The sequence below is a fragment of the Candidimonas nitroreducens genome, from assembly GCF_002209565.1.
Taxonomy (GTDB): domain Bacteria; phylum Pseudomonadota; class Gammaproteobacteria; order Burkholderiales; family Burkholderiaceae_B; genus Candidimonas; species Candidimonas nitroreducens.
Window position 1 is genome coordinate 643,103 of sequence record NZ_NJIH01000003.1, and the last position, 14,949, is coordinate 658,051.

Annotated in this window: 11 protein-coding genes and 1 pseudogene; 6 read left to right on the forward strand and 6 right to left on the reverse strand. The window is 60.1% G+C overall.

Annotation, left to right across the window (positions count from 1 at the left end; translation table 11 throughout):
* Nucleotides 1–53: 53 nt before the first annotated feature.
* From CEY11_RS06600 to CEY11_RS25680, 3 genes and pseudogenes are all read right to left on the reverse strand, one after another.
* Nucleotides 54–2,171: an acetate--CoA ligase family protein gene (locus tag CEY11_RS06600; RefSeq protein WP_158215213.1), complete on the reverse strand. Its 2,118-nt coding sequence runs from the start codon at nucleotides 2,169–2,171 to the stop codon at nucleotides 54–56.
* A 484-nt stretch (nucleotides 2,172–2,655) separates the two neighbouring features.
* A complete protein-coding gene (locus CEY11_RS06605; RefSeq protein ID WP_233154768.1) occupies nucleotides 2,656–3,318 on the reverse strand; it encodes a LysR substrate-binding domain-containing protein in 663 nt (220 codons plus the stop codon).
* Nucleotides 3,319–3,432: 114 nt separating this feature from the next.
* Nucleotides 3,433–3,555 (reverse strand): annotated as a pseudogene (locus CEY11_RS25680) (helix-turn-helix domain-containing protein); the annotation flags it as partial.
* Between the two features lie 72 nt (nucleotides 3,556–3,627).
* Here CEY11_RS25680 and CEY11_RS06610 point away from each other — a divergent pair.
* The 5 genes from CEY11_RS06610 (at nucleotide 3,628) to CEY11_RS06630 (ending at nucleotide 7,961) form a co-directional block, all read left to right on the forward strand.
* A complete protein-coding gene (locus CEY11_RS06610) occupies nucleotides 3,628–4,194 on the forward strand; it encodes a cysteine dioxygenase family protein (RefSeq protein WP_088602761.1) in 567 nt (188 codons plus the stop codon).
* Nucleotides 4,195–4,350: 156 nt separating this feature from the next.
* Complete coding sequence (locus CEY11_RS06615) at nucleotides 4,351–5,343, forward strand: Bug family tripartite tricarboxylate transporter substrate binding protein (protein WP_233154743.1); 993 nt, start codon at nucleotides 4,351–4,353, stop codon at nucleotides 5,341–5,343.
* Nucleotides 5,344–5,412: 69 nt separating this feature from the next.
* Nucleotides 5,413–5,754 (forward strand): carboxymuconolactone decarboxylase family protein, encoded by a 342-nt coding sequence (locus CEY11_RS06620; protein ID WP_088602547.1) that lies wholly within the window; start codon nucleotides 5,413–5,415, stop codon nucleotides 5,752–5,754.
* 29 nt (nucleotides 5,755–5,783) lie between these two features.
* Nucleotides 5,784–6,983, forward strand: a complete 1,200-nt coding sequence (locus tag CEY11_RS06625) for a mandelate racemase/muconate lactonizing enzyme family protein (RefSeq protein WP_088602548.1) — start codon at nucleotides 5,784–5,786, stop codon at nucleotides 6,981–6,983.
* Between the two features lie 60 nt (nucleotides 6,984–7,043).
* Complete coding sequence (locus CEY11_RS06630) at nucleotides 7,044–7,961, forward strand: hydroxyacid dehydrogenase (RefSeq protein WP_088602549.1); 918 nt, start codon at nucleotides 7,044–7,046, stop codon at nucleotides 7,959–7,961.
* 127 nt (nucleotides 7,962–8,088) lie between these two features.
* On the opposite strand, the gene acdA is transcribed toward CEY11_RS06630, so the two are convergent.
* Nucleotides 8,089–9,303, reverse strand: a complete 1,215-nt coding sequence (acdA, locus tag CEY11_RS06635) for a 3-sulfinopropanoyl-CoA desulfinase (RefSeq protein ID WP_088602550.1) — start codon at nucleotides 9,301–9,303, stop codon at nucleotides 8,089–8,091.
* A 166-nt stretch (nucleotides 9,304–9,469) separates the two neighbouring features.
* On the reverse strand, nucleotides 9,470–10,672 hold the full coding sequence (locus CEY11_RS06640; RefSeq protein WP_088602551.1) for a CaiB/BaiF CoA transferase family protein: 1,203 nt from the start codon (nucleotides 10,670–10,672) through the stop codon (nucleotides 9,470–9,472).
* A 172-nt stretch (nucleotides 10,673–10,844) separates the two neighbouring features.
* Here CEY11_RS06640 and CEY11_RS06645 point away from each other — a divergent pair, with 172 nt between their 5' ends.
* Nucleotides 10,845–11,765: a LysR family transcriptional regulator gene (locus CEY11_RS06645; RefSeq protein ID WP_088602552.1), complete on the forward strand. Its 921-nt coding sequence runs from the start codon at nucleotides 10,845–10,847 to the stop codon at nucleotides 11,763–11,765.
* A 143-nt stretch (nucleotides 11,766–11,908) separates the two neighbouring features.
* Here CEY11_RS06645 and CEY11_RS06650 read toward each other — a convergent pair whose 3' ends face one another.
* Entirely contained in the window at nucleotides 11,909–14,818 is a 2,910-nt protein-coding gene (locus CEY11_RS06650; RefSeq protein WP_088602553.1) for an FAD-binding and (Fe-S)-binding domain-containing protein, read from the reverse strand.
* Between the last annotated feature and the right edge of the window lie 131 nt (nucleotides 14,819–14,949).

The window sequence follows — 14,949 nt, forward strand, 5'->3', positions numbered from 1 at the left end:
AATGAACGGGGCCTGGCCTGCGGCTTTGCGCCCGGCAAGCGGACGGCTTCCCGCTACGGCTCGCGCCCGGCCATGATGATGCGGGCATCGACGGCATAGATATCGCCGTCGCTGATTATCAGCGGGTTGATATCAAGTTCCTCGAGGTGCTTTTGCTCGTGGGCCAGGCTGCCGACTTGCACGAGCAGCATGGCAAGCTTGCGCTTGTCCACCGGCGCGGCGCCTCTCCAGCCATCTAGCATGGGCTTGCATCGCAGACGCTCCAGCATGGCCTCCGCCTGTTTTATGTTGATCGGCGCGGGGCATAGCTGGACGTCCTTCAACAACTCGACGAGTATCCCGCCCGCGCCGACCATTACAAGCGGGCCGAACACCGGATCTCTTTGTATGCCGACGATCAACTCGGCGTCGGTCTTGATCATTGTCGAGACGAGAAATCCATCCAGGCGATGGCCGGCAAGCTGCAGCGCCTGCTCGATGGAAAGGCATGCCTGGCGCAAGGATTCTTCGTTCTTGAGATTGAGGCGAACCGCGCCGACATCGCTCTTGTGAACCAAGGTTGCACTAACCGCTTTGACAACGACGGCAACGGATCCAAGATCCTTCCACGCGGCGATGACTTCGTCGGGGCTGCCGGCCAGCCGCCATGGAGATGTCGGGATCCGGTAGGCCTCGAGGATCTTGCGCGACTCCGATTCCGGCAGGAATCCCGAGCCTGCTATCGGAGCCTGCGGCGTGGCCGGATCCGCGGCGTCGGCGTCTGGCGCCGGCATGCGTGCGCAGTTCCAGAGGGCTTGGAGGATTTTGATTGCGCCGGCCTGATTATTGACGAAGCCTTGCCGTCCGTCTTTCAGGATCTGTCGCGCCTTTTCGCCTACCGAGCTAGCCCCATATACAACGATTAATGGCTTCTTATAGGCTTGGGCAACCTCGATGGCCGCCAACGCAACTTCTTCCATATACGGAAGTGTGGAGAGGTAGACGATTCCGCCATTTACATTGGCGTCTGCCATCGTGTTGCCGACGATTGCGGCGATGGGCGAAGTGAAGGTCGGGTCGGCCGGCACCCCGGGCTTCATTGCCGCAAAATCTATGGGCAGTGAAATTTCGCTGCCGGCTATAAGTGCGGAGAGTTTTTGTCGGGTCGCGTCGCCGAGTTGAGGCAGGGCGAGGCCGGCTTCCTCCAGTGAGTCGGCAATCAAGGCTCCGCCGCCGCCCGAGCCGGAAAATACGGCGATATTGGGGCCGGCCATTCTGGCGCCGCCGTTCAATACCATCGCGCCTTCCAGCATATCGTAGACGTCGTCGAACAAAACCACCCCGTTGGCTCGGCATACTGCCTCGAACGCGGGCCAGGCTCCCGCCAGGCTGGCCGTGTGCGACATGACCGCCTTGCCGCCGGAGGCGCTGCGCCCCGATTTGACCGCGAGCACAGGCTTGTCCTGCTGCCTGGCTTTCTTGAGCAGGCATACGAATCGATCCGCTTCTTTTACCGCTTCGATATACATCGTGATCACTTGCGTAGCAGGATCGTCGATCAGGTATTCCAGAATATCGTTCTGGTCGATATCGTTTTGGTTTCCGAGCGACACCATTGTGCTGAAGCCGGCGCCCACGTCGATGCCGCGCGCCAGCATTGCGCCCATCAATGCTCCGCTCTGGGACACCATGCCGATGGATCCGACAGGAAGCTCATCGACATATCCCATCGTTATGGCGGTCGTTGCCGCCAGGCGGTGTTGTGTATTGAGTACGCCCATGCAATTCGGGCCCAGAACCCGAATACCGCTTGCGCGAGCCAGATCCATTATTTGACGCTCCAGGGCAGCCCCTTTTTCGCCTGTTTCCGAAAATCCGGACGACAGTATGATCACGGAGCGCACTTTTTTCCTGGCACACGCTTCCATGGCCGAAAGAACGTGATGGCTGGGCAGCACCAATACGGCCATATCGATTTCAGCGGGGCACTCGGCCAGCGACGGGTACGCTTGCTCGCCCATTAATTGGCCGCCCTTTGGGTTGATGGGATAAAGCTTCCCATCGTGCCGATGCCGTGTCATGTATTGGAGCAGCCGGCCGCCCCATTTTTTATTATCTTTGGATGCTCCAAGAATCGCCACGCTGCGCGGGTGCAAGATCTCCCGTATCGACGCAAATTCCGTCCCTTTCATTGTATTCATGCCTTCGTTAGCTATGTCTTGGAAGAACCGCTGGATGCTCCAATACTATTGCATTCATCACACCGCATGTTCAATTGAGATTTTTTTCAATTTTCTCTTATAAGAAACTGGATAAGAGCGATGCTCGGGTAGCGAGGCCGTGACGCGGTAATTTGCCTGGGTGAGCGGGCAGCGGAGCTGGCTGCAGAGCCGCCGCGCGTGCCGAAGGGCTATTCAGCAGAGGGGAAGCGGCCGCTGTTCAGCGCAGCCTGCTTGACAAAGATGACCCATATGTTGAAATGACCTATCATCATTTCGGATCGGCTGGATGGCTCGACGGAAAGACAGTCCATCTATGCATCAGTTTTTTCGATGCATAGAGACAAAATTATTTGGTATTGCTGGCGCAGCCTGCTCTATATAATTTCCCCAGGCATTACCCCCCAGGCGTAACCAGCCCGGCATCAATATATGCAGGCGTTATATGCCGGGGTTTTTATGTCGAGCCCAGGCCTTGTTCGTATTCATTTACCTGAGCGAGCCGGGCAAAAGCGCCCAGTATTTGTGCGGTAAGTTTCTGCTGCGGGTTATTTCTGCGCTGGACTAGGCAAACTTCTCTGTTAAATCCGGGAATCAATATGACCCGCAGCAATGGATCCAGGTGCCTCAGGTTGCCGCGAACCAATGGAACGATCGTTATTCCCAGGCCCTGCCTGACAACTGCCGTTACTGCGTCCAGCGAATTGAGTTCCATTTCGGGGCGAACTTCAATACCCAGCTGATGAAGAAAGTCGTCGATTTGCCGGCCGGCCCATGTGTGTCTGTCGAAGGCGATATACGGTGAGGATTGAAACGCGGCGGCCAGGCTGTCGTAGGGGATGGGTTCTGGCAGCAATAGCGCGTAAGGCTCTGAGTAGAGATGGTTTACACAAAGGCTGGAAATGACGTGTTTGGGTGGCTGGGTAACGATCGCGGCGTCGAGAATGCCATTTTCCACCTGGGCCAGCAGTTCCGCCGAATTCCCGGCGATTATTTTCACCTGGAGGTTGGCGGTTTCGATTTTCAGCCTATGCAGTACGGGAGGCAGCACTCCGGTAAGCGCACTGTTGACTACGCCGAGCGCCAGGTGGCCGGTAACGACCTCATCCTGGGCCAGCATGAGCATTTCTTCGTGAAGGGCAAGTATTTGCTCGGCCAGTGGTATGAGGCGATGGCCGGTGGACGTAAGGCGCAAAGACCGGCTGGTGCGCACGAACAGTTCCGCGCCCAGTTTCTGCTCCAGCATTTTCAGCTGTGCGCTGACCGCCGCCGGAGACAGATGCACGCGATCGGCGGCCGCGGAAATGGTTCCGAGGTGATGTACGGCGAGAAAAGCCCGCAGGGAGCGAATCGGCATGGTTTTAGGCAGTATTTGAAAGCTTATTGGAGCATTTGAATTCGTCAAATATCGAGTCGCATGGAGGACAAGATGAATTACTCAAAGCCTTTTTCGCAATTTGTCGACGGGCTTACCCGGATCGTGACGAGCGCCGGAGGAAATGAAGAAGAAATATTAAGTCGGGGAAAGCCGCTATTGGCCGATTTGGTTTCAAACGACAACTGGCTTCCGGAGGAGTTTGCGCAACCGCACCCGCAGTATTACCAACAATACCTTTTGCATGCGGATCCCGAGGATCGGTTTTCAATTGTAAGTTTCGTGTGGGGGCCCGGTCAATTCACTCCCATCCACGACCATACCGTCTGGGCGTTGATCGGCATGATGCGCGGCTCCGAGAAGGGCGAGCGATTCGCTTTGAATGCCCCGGGAACGCCCATGACACGGCTGTCCGAGGATGTCTTGACTCCGGGTATGGTCGACTGTGTGTCTCCCCGGCTTGGGGATATTCACCGGGTTTCGAATGTATATAGCGATAAGGTTTCCATAAGCGTTCACGCTTATGGCGGGAATATCGGAAAAATACGGCGCCATGTCTATGCGCAAGAGACGGGCGGTAAAAAGGAATTCGTTTCCGGATATTCAAACAAAGATATTTGACAGTGGGCCGCAATTTGCGGATCCGCTTTTCTATGACGATATAAGACGTGGTGTCGCCCATGGCTGCCCGAGGCTGAAGCCGATCGGGCCGGCTGGCTGCATATTGGGCGCTGAAGTATTCAGAGGTGAATGGTGTTTGTTTGATCTGTCAAAGCCATGGAATTACTGGCAAAAAGGAGTGTGAAGGTGATGATTTCAAAAAAAGCAATTAAATGTCTTGTCGCGGGAACCGCGCTATTGGTTTCATATAGCGCATCCGCTGCGTGGCCGGATAGGCCCTTGACGATAGTGGCCCCCTACGCGCCCGGCGGGAATGCGGATGTTTTGGCCAGGCTGATCGGGAAGGCGGTCGGCGAACGCCTGGGGCAGACCGTAATTGTCGAAAATCGCCCCGGAGCGGGCGGTATGGTGGGGTCGGCATACGTCGCGCATGCGAAGCCGGACGGGTATACGTTCTTGCTCGGCAGCATTGCCAACACGCTTTACCCGTATTTCTACAAGAAGGTGCCGTACGATGTGAAGTCCAGCCTTCAGCCGGTTTCCCAAGTGGTCAGCATTCCGAATCTGGTTGCTGTCGCGCCGAAATCGAAATTCAAGAATCTTCAAGAGATTATCGCCGAGGCGAAATCCCACCCCGGGGCGGTGAGTTGTGCCACCACCGGGGTCGGAACCAGCACGTATTTGTCGTGCGAGCTCATCAAGCTGCGCCTGGGCGTCAATATAACGGACGTTCCTTATAAGGGCGGGATTCCGGCGATTACCGACGTGATTGGCGGCCAGGTAAATTTCGTCATCGCGAATGAGGCGCTGCCCTTTATCAAGGACGGGCGGCTCAGGGGCATTGCCGTGACCTCGGAAAAGCCGACCTCTCTGGCGCCCAGCATCACGCCGGTTTCCAGCATGATCAAAGGCTTCAATGTCGTTTCCTGGTACGGCATATTTGCGCCGTCCCATACTCCGAAGCAGATCACCGAAAAATTGGCCCACGAGGTTGCCGAGGCGTTGAAATCAAAAGAGGTGCTTGACCGTTTGACGGTATTGGGGGCTACACCGGTCAGCAGTACTCCGGCGGAGTTCAAAAAATATTTTGACTCCGAACTGGAAGGTTGGGGAAAGATAACTAAAGAGATGAATGTCACACCCAGCTAGACTCGAATTTCAAATACTTAACCGGGCACTTCATGTTGAAGTGCCTTTATTTCAGAGAGAGAAACTTCCATGCTGAACGATTGGAAAGCACAACTGAGCAATACTCGTAAAGCCGCCGCGACGCTCGCCAATGCCAACCCCAAATTCATCCAGGCATTCCAGGCGCTGAATGCCGCCCAGGGCGCAAACGGGCATCTGGATGCCAAGACCCGCGAGCTGATCGCTCTGGCGGTTGCCGTGACGACCCGGTGCGACGGCTGCATCGCCTCGCACGCTTCGGCCGCGCGGCAAGCGGGCGCTACGGAAGGAGAGCTGAGCGAGGCCCTGGGAACGGCGATCGCCCTGAATGCGGGGGCGGCTTACGTTTATTCAGTCCGGGCGATGGAAGCGCACCAACAGTTCGGCGAATAACCAAGCCACCCGTCTCTACAAGGAACATCATGAAAGTCGAAGCGATCGAAACCTTGACCTGCGATGCGGGCTGGCGGAACTATTTCTTTTTGAAAATTACCGCCGACAATGGCCTGGTCGGATGGAGCGAGTACGACGAAGGATTCGGTTCCCCCGGAGTAACGAGCGTCATTGAACAGCTGGGACGGCGCTTGGTGGGGCAGCGTGTCACCGCGCACGAGCGCTTTTTCCAGGAAGCGAGTGCGTTGACGCGGCCCGCCCCCGGCAGCGTCATTGCAGAGGGGATCGGCGCTCTGGAGAATGCCTTGCTCGACTTGAAGGCAAAGCATCTCGGTGTTCCTTGCTATGAATTGTTGGGTGGCAAGCTGCGCGACAAGATCCGGGTGTACTGGTCGCATTGCGCCACCTGGCGTATCAGCCATCCGAATTTTTATAAGCCGGCCATTACCGGCCTCGAAGGGGTGAAGCAGGCCGGCAGGGAAGTGCGAGAACGGGGGTTCACGGCGCTCAAGACCAATATGTTCATCCATGACGACGGGCTTCCGTACGCCTGGAGGCCGGGGTTCGCCGTTCCCTTCCAGCCCGAGCTGAATGTCGACAAGAAGGTGATCGGCAACGTGCGCAGGCACCTGGAGGCTTTGCGCGAAGGGGCGGGGCCGGACATCGACATTCTTGTCGATGTGAACTTCAACATGAAGTCCGAAGGCCTGTTGCGGCTTTTGCGGGCCATCGAGGATCTCGACCTGTTCTGGGTGGAGGTTGACACCTATAATCCGAAAGCCCTGGCGCATGTGCGTCAGCGCAGCCCTCATCCGATCAGTTCGTGCGAGACGCTGTTTGGCGTGCGCGGTTTCATGCCGTACCTGGAAGCCCAGGCCATGGATGTCGGAATAGTCGACACCATCTGGAATGGCGTCTGGCAGTCGATGAAGATCGCCGCGATATGCGATGCGCACGATGTCAATATCGCTCCTCATAATTTTTACGGCGATTTGTGCACCATGATCAATGCGCAGTTTGCCGCGGCGGTTCCCAATTTGAGGATCATGGAGTGCGATATCGACCGCTTGCCGTGGGAAAGCGAGCTATATACACATACGCCGGAATTCGAAGACGGATACCTGCTCGTGCCCGACCGGCCTGGGTGGGGAACGGAGCCGATCGAGGAGGCGCTGCGCGCACATCCGCCGAAGGTGGCCGGAGGGCTGCTGCAGTACAAACGCAGCTAGCTCCTGCTGCAGCCGGTTTCTGCTCTATCCATCAGCCCAACCATCACCCGATTGAATGTCATGAAATTGCTTGTACCCGAAAGAATCCTTCCACAACAACTGGAGCGCCTGCAGCGCGAACACGATGTTCACTATGATGCGACATTGTTTGAAAGAGCGGATGACCTGATCGAGTCGGCCAGGGATGCCGCCGGCATCATCGTGCGCAACGTGACCCAGGTTCGAGGGCCGCTGCTGGAGGCCATGAAGGACTGCCGGGTGGTGGGGCGGCTGGGCGTGGGTCTGGACAACATCGACATGGATGCGTGCGCCAAGCGCGGGATCAAGGTGATTCCCGCCGTGGGCGCAAATGCGCTGTCCGTGGCGGAATATGTCGTAACGACAGCGATGATGCTGCGGCGGCGAGCCTATCTCGGAACCGAAGCTGTGGCGCATGGCCTCTGGCCCAAGCTGGCCATGGTGCAAGGCCGTGAAATTGCAGGGGCGACGCTGGGCATCGTCGGCTTCGGCTCGATCGGCAAGGCCGTGGCGAAATTGGCTGGCAATGTGGGCATGTCCGTCGTTGCGCATGACGCAAAGGCCACATCGGCGGACGGGCTTGAGGGGGTGAAGTTCATGTCCCTGGAGCAGCTCTTGGGCACGAGCGACGTGGTAACGCTGCACCTGCCGAGCATCCCGGCCACGCACAACTTATTCGATGCGGCGATGCTGGCGCGCATGAAGCCCGGCGGAATTCTGATAAATAGCGCTCGCGGCGGCATCGTCGACGAGGCGGCGGTGGTCGATGCCCTGAAAGCCGGGCATTTGGGCGGGGCCGCCATCGATGTGTTCGTCCAAGAGCCGCTTAAGGACACCCCTATTTTTCATGACGTGCCGAACCTGATCCTTACTCCGCATATTGCCGGAGTGACCCAGGACTCTGAATGGCGGGTCACCGACCTGGTAGTCGGCGAAGTATTGAAGTTCTTGGCCGCTTAGCGCCATACCTTTCGGGGCTCTCCGGCTTGTAAGGGAAGCCGCCCGCGAAAAAACAAGGCGTCCCCGCGCTTGCGAGCGTCGGGGGCGCCTTGCTTGCGGGCCGCATGTGTGCGGCTCGCGGAATCTTTTATGACGCCTTGTGCAGCCGTGAATACCCGTCGCGCGTTTGCGGCAGCTTCATCCCCAGCACGGCCGATGCGACCTGCGTGCGCAGGATCTGCGCGGTGCCGCCGGCGATGGTGAACATGCGGGCGTCGCGTACGTGCCTTTCCATGGGCATGTCCCTTCCGTAGCCGGAAGAGCCGTGCAGTTGCAAGGCGTCGTTGGTGATTTGAATGGCCGACTCGGCCGCGAACACTTTGGCTTGGGCGGCCATGGAGATGTCGGGAAAGCCAAAGGTCTGGTCTGTGCCGCTGAGCGCGGCGTGATGCAACATGTGGCGGGCTGCGCTCAGCTTGATCTGCATGTCGGCGATCATCCACTGCAGGCCCTGGAATTCGGCAATCGGGCGGCCGAACTGCTCGCGCCCTTTTACGTAGTCGACCGCTTCTTCGAATGCGCCTTGCGCGATGCCCAGGGCCACGGTGCCGGCACCCACCCGCTGCGAGTTGTAGGCTTGCATCAGCCGGGCGAACCCGCGCTTCAGGCCTTCCGGCGGAACGACCAGCATGGACTTGTGCACCGCCAGGTTCTTGAACTGGATGCGCGTCTCGGGAATGCCGCGTATTCCCATCGCATAAGAGCGGCTGGCAATTACCAGCCCGTCGGCTTGCGGGTTGTCGTCGCGGACGTGGATGAACCCGCCTATGCCCATGTCGGCGCCGTCGTCGAAGACGCGCGCGAAGATCAGGTACAGGCGCGACACCCCGCCGCCGGTGATCCAGTACTTCTCGCCATTGATGATGTACTGATCCCCCTGGCGTTCTGCGCGAGTGCGCATTTCAGTGGCTGCGCTGCCCGCGGTGGGTTCGGAAATGCATATTGCCGGCTTGTCTCCCGCAAGCACGCATTCGGCGGTCAAATGTTTTTGCTCTTCGGTGCCGTAGCGCATGATGGCGTTGATGGCGCCCATATTGGCGTCGACCGTGATGCGGCCCATGGTGGCGCAGGCCTTGGCCATCTCTTCCACCACCAGCAGCGTATCGAAATAGCTCAGGCCGCGGCCGCCGAGTTCTTTGGGAATGGTCATGCCCATGAAGCCCGCCTCGCGCAGCTTCTTGACGTTTTCCCAGGGGTATTGTTCTGTTTGATCGGTTGCTGCCGCGGTCGGCTTGAACTCCGCCTGGGCAAGCTCGCGCGCCGCCATTTGCAGCTCGGTTTGGTCTTTGGACAGTTTTATCATTTCATAGGCTCCGGAATTATTTTGGATGGGGCGCGCCTGCCGCCGGCGGTAGGCGTTCGTGTTTGTTCAAGTTTGCTTCGGCCGGGCGTGGACTGGGCGTCCGCCGGGCTCGGCCTGTTTGAAGAGGGCGGCGCGAGCTGCAATGACAATAAGGTTTTGCGTACATTCATCGCAGCTCATTTGCCATACCCAGCCAGTCGTCGAGCACTTCGTCCGCGTGCTCGTCGAGCCGGGGCGGCGGCCGAAGATAGGCGGCGGGGGTTCTCGACATCTTCAAGGGGTTGGCAAGCAGGCCTATTTCGCCGCCGCTAGCCCAGGGGCACCGCAGGCGCAGCTCTGCCCCTCGGGATTTCACGTGAGGGTCGTTGAACACGTCTTGCAGGTTGTTGACGGGCCCGCAGGGCACGCTGACTTTCTCGAGGTCTGCGAGCCAGTCTTCACGCGGCCGCGAACGCAAGCGTTCGTTGATGAGCGTGCAGAGCTCTTGCCGGTTTGCGATCCGGTCGGTGTTGCTGCGGAATTTATCGTCGGCGGCCAGCCCCGGGAGCCCGGCGACGTCGCAGAACCTGCCGAACTGGGCGTCGTTGCCCACGGCAAGAATCATGGGGCCCGTGGCGGTGTCGAAGACCTGGTAGGGCACGATGTTGGGGTGCCCGTTGCCCAGCCGGCGGGGCAATTGCCTGTCAGCCAGGAAATTGGTGCCGGCGTTGACCAGCCACGCAATCTGGGTGTCGAGCAGCGAGATATCGATATGCTGGCCCAGCCCCGACGCATTCCTGTGCTGTAGCGCGGCGAGGATCCCGACCGCCGCGTACATGCCGGTCATGACGTCGGCTATCCCCACGCCGACTTTCATCGGTGTGCCATCGGGCTCTCCGGTGAGGCTCATGATGCCGCCCATGCCTTGGATCAGAAAATCGTATCCGGAACGCGTCGCATAAGGGCCGGTTTGGCCGAAGCCGGTGATGGAACAATAGATCAGCTTCGGAAACCGCTCTTTGAGCTGTTCGTAGCCCAAGCCGTATTTGGCCAGGCCCCCCACCTTGTAGTTCTCCACGAGGATGTCGGCATGCTCGAGCAGCCGGAGAATCAGTGCTTGTCCTTCGTCGGAGCCGATATCGACGGCAATCGAGCGCTTGTTCCGGTTGGCGGACAGGTAATAAGCGCTTTCGCGTGTTTCTTTTCCTTGGGCGTCGCGGATGTACGGCGGCCCCCACTTTCTGGTGTCGTCGCCCTCTCCGGGCTTTTCTACCTTGATGACATCGGCGCCCAGGTCGCCCAGCAGCTGGGTGGCGCTGGGGCCGGCGAGAATCCGGGAGAGATCCAATACCTTTATGCCCGCCAGTGCGCCCGTTTGAGGCGTGTCCATGTTTTGCTTCTCCATTGTTGTTCTATAAGAGGCTGTGCGGGCGGTGCATAAACGTGCAGTTCTGAAGCCGATATTCCAACGGCGAGGCTTTCCGATAAGCGTATTGGCTCAGTGTATATTTCAATGTTTTCATATACAATTGAATTTATATTCAATAAAAGCGGTGCGCGACATGCCCGAAAGAGCCTCTAAATCAATCTCCTTGAAACAGCTGGAATTGTTTTTGGCCTTGATGTCGGCGGACAACATCGCCAGCGCCGGAGCGCGGCTCGACATGAGCCCCTCGGCCACGAGCCATGCGCTGCGCACGCTGGAGCAAACCCTGGGCGCTCCCTTGCTGGATCGGAACGCCCCCGGCATCCAGCTGACCTACGCGGGCAAGCAGATCCTGCCGCATGTCCGGGATCTGTTTGCCTCCCTGCAGATCATTCGGGCCACCGTCAATGCCAGCGCGGGTCTCAAATCGGGCCTGCTTACGCTGGGCTCCTTGGGGGCGAGTTCCTCCTTGAACCTGCTGCCGCCGATTCTGGAGCTCTTCAAGAGCCGATACCCGGGGGTCGATATCTTTGTCACCGAGAAGGCCGATACGGAACTGGAACGGGCGATTCTGGAGCGCCGCATCGAGATCGGTGTCGTGGCGCTGCCCAAGCCCGATCTGGATACGCTGCCTCTGGTCACCGACCACCTGATGGCGGTTCTGCCGGAAGGGCACGAGCTTGCCGACCGGGAAGTGGTCGGGGTGCAGGATCTCGTCAACTACCCGCTGATCATGACGCGCGCCGGATCGCAGCCGGTAATAACCAGGATGTTCGCCCGCGCCGGCGCCGAGCCGCATGTCGCGCACGATCTATCGCAGATCATGTCCATACTGGAATTCGTGAAGCGCGGAGAGGGCATATCCATACTTGCTTCGCTGGTATTGCCGCGGCACTACGACGGCCTGGTGTACAGGCGGATAAGCCCGATGTCGGAACGCAAGCTGGCGCTGGCGTGCCTGAATCAAAGGCGTCTTTCGCCAGCGGCGCACGCCTTCTGGTCGCTGGTGCGAGAGCAGGTGTCGTCGGGGAAGATGAAATTCGGCCAATGGCTGTGATGCAGGTACATAGACCCTTGAAGGCGGCACGCGGCGCGTGGCCGATCTGCGTGAGGGCGGCAAGATCGGCGAACGAGCCGGCTTGAGGCTGTTGGTTCTGGCGGCAGCTTCAGAGAACTCCAGCCGGGGAAGCGCGCCGACACTCAGGCGCTTTCGTCGTGGGCGCGCTTGAGCAGCTGTGCCAGATGCACGGCCTCCCGGCCTGTGCCGTCGCGGATCTGTTCCCGGCAGCTGAAGCCATTGGTCAAGACCACGGTATCTTCGGGCGCCCGCCGTAAAGCCGGCATCAGTTCCAGCTCTCCCACCGCGCGCGACATGGCGGCATGGCGTGTGCTCATGCCGAAAGAGCCGGCCATGCCGCAGCAGCCGCTGTCGAGCAGCGTGGCACGCGCGCCCATTGCCTGCAGCAAGGCCATTTCTCCTTTGGAGCCGAACAGCGACTTCTGGTGGCAGTGCGCGTGCACCAGCACGTCCACCGCCAGCGCGGGCGGCACATATCCTTGCGCGTGCAGGAAGTCGCCCAGCATCCATGCCGACTCGGATAAGCTGCGCGCACGCGCATCGTCGGGAAAGAACTTGAGCAGTTCGTCCTTGAAGACGGACATGCAGCCGGGCTCCAGGCCTATCAGTGCCGTAGGCGCACCGTCGCCGGCCAGCTGCGCATCCAGGGTTTCCAGCAGCTGGCGCAGCTTCTGCCGGGCGGCGTCGAGGTAGCCGAAGTCATACAGAGGCCTGCCGCAGCACAGCGGCGTAGAAGGCAGCAGGACTTCGAAGCCGGCATGGCCGAGCACCTCGGCGGCCGCCTGGGCTATCTCTGGATGGAAGTGTTCGCAGAAGGTATCCACCCATAACATGACCCGGCCCCGGCTCGAGCCGGGCTGCCGATCCGGCGTCCACATACGGCGAAAGCTCTTGTGGGCAAAGCGCGGCAGGCGGCGGTCTTGAGCGATGCCGCCGGCCAGGCGGCACAAGTGGGCCAGGCCGGGGGTCTGGGTAAATACATTGGCGAGGCGCGGCAGGCGCGCCGCCCACGGCGCCCAATCACCGATGCGGCCCATGGCCAGCGCCTGGCGCGGCCGGCGGTGGTTTTCGTAGTAATGGGAAAGGAATTCCGCCTTGTAAGAGGCCATGTCTGTATGTGTGGGACAGTCGCTGCGGCAGGCTTTGCAGGACAGGCAGGTGTCCAGAGACTCCTTCACGGATTTGCTGTTCCAGCCGTCGGCGACGACGTCGCCTTGCAGCATCTCCCACAGCAGGCGGGCGCGCCCGCGTGTGGAAAACCGTTCTTCCCGGGTGGCGCGATAGCTTGGGCACATGGTGTTGCCCTGGGTGTTCCGGCAACGGCCTATGCCGATGCAGCGTTCGACCGCCCGCTGAAATCCATTGCCCTCGGCGCTGCGGAAATTCAGGCGTGTGCCGATGTCGACCACTTTGTACGTGGGCCCAGCCCTGAGGTTCTCGTCGACGCTGTAGGCGTCGACCACCTTGCGCGGGTTGAGCCGGTTCTGGGGATCCCAGATGTGCTTGAATTCGCGCATGGCGCCGACCAGCTCTGCGCCGAACATGATGGGCAGGAACTCGGCCTTGGCCTGGCCGTCACCATGCTCGCCCGAGAGGGAACCGCCGTGGTCGACCACGAGCTGGGCCGCCTCGCGGATGAAGCGCCGGAAGTCCAGTACGCCTTGCGCCGAGCGTAGGTTGAAGGTGAGCCGCGCGTGCACACAGCCGTCGCCGAAGTGGCCGAACAGCGAGGTTCGGTACCCATAGCGATCCACCAGTGCCTGGAAGGCGCGCAGGTAGTCGCCCAGGCGCCGTGGATCCACGGCCGCATCTTCCCAGCCGACCTGCATGTCGGGCTCGTGGGGGTCTATGGACAACTGAGTGGCCGAAGCGCCGTTTTCGCGAATGGACCAGATGCGCGCCTGCATGGCCGGTTCTACGGCCATCCATCGCGATGGATGTGGGCCTTGCGGGCGTTGTTCGAAGTAGCGCGACGCGGCTTCGGCCTGAGCCACGGCCTGCTCGATGGTGTCCGCACCGAATTCCAGCATTACCCACGCGTCGCCGGCGGGCAGCAGGTCGATCTCTTCCTGTACCAGGCCGCGTGCCTGCAGGCCGCGGATGATGGCCCGATCCAGCCCCTCGATGGCTATGGGGCGCAGGCGCTGATATTCGGGCACTGCGTCGGCGGCCACATAGATGTCGGGAAAGCCCAGTACCAGCACCACTCGACGGGCTGGGTTATTGACCAGGCGCACGCGGGCCTGCAGCGTCAGCGCACAGGTTCCCTCGGTACCGACCAGCGCACGCGCTACGTTGAAGCCATTCTCGGGCAGCAGTTGATCCAGGTTGTAGCCGGATACGCGTCGCTTGATGCCGGGGAATTTGGCTCGGATCAGGTCGGCGTAGCGGTCGGCCAGGTTTTTCAGGGCGGCGTAGATCTGGCCGCGGCGGCCGCCTGCGGCGATGATGTCGGCCAGCTCCTGTTCAGTGGTTGGGCCGACCCAGAAGCGCTCGCCGTCGTAGGTCAGAACTTCCAGTGCCTCGACGTTTTCCAGCGTCTTGCCGGCCATCACCGAATGGGCTCCGCAAGAGTTGTTGGCGATCATGCCGCCCAGCGTGCAGCGGCTATGGGTGGACGGATCCGGCGCAAAAGTCAGGCCATATGCCTGCGCGGCATCGCGCAGGCGATCGCATACCACGCCGGGCTCGACCACCGCGTTGCCGGCGGCCGGGTCGATCGCGAGGACGCGATTGCAATACACTGAGAAGTCGAACACCACGGCGGTATTGACCGTTTGCCCGTTCATCGATGTGCCGCCGCCGCGCATCAACACCGGCGCGCCATGTTCACGGCAAATAGCCAGCGCGGCGACGAAATCCTCAATCGAACTCGGCACCACTACGCCTATGGGCACCTGCCTGTAGTTGGAAGCGTCCGAGGCGTAGGCGGCGCGGTGTGCTTCGTCAAAGCGTACCGCGGATCCCAGGCGTGCTTGCAGTGCCTGTTGCAGCGCCCGCCATGCACCGCTGCTCTTCCCCGGGTTTTTCATGGGCGGCGGGGGCCGGCTTGAGTGTGCCGGGGAAGGGAGCTAGCATTCACTGGTGGCATGGGTTCGGCTTGGCGGCTTGGGAAACGGGGACGATTTTAGAGAAGGGCAGCGAAAGGCCTCAAATGGAAAGA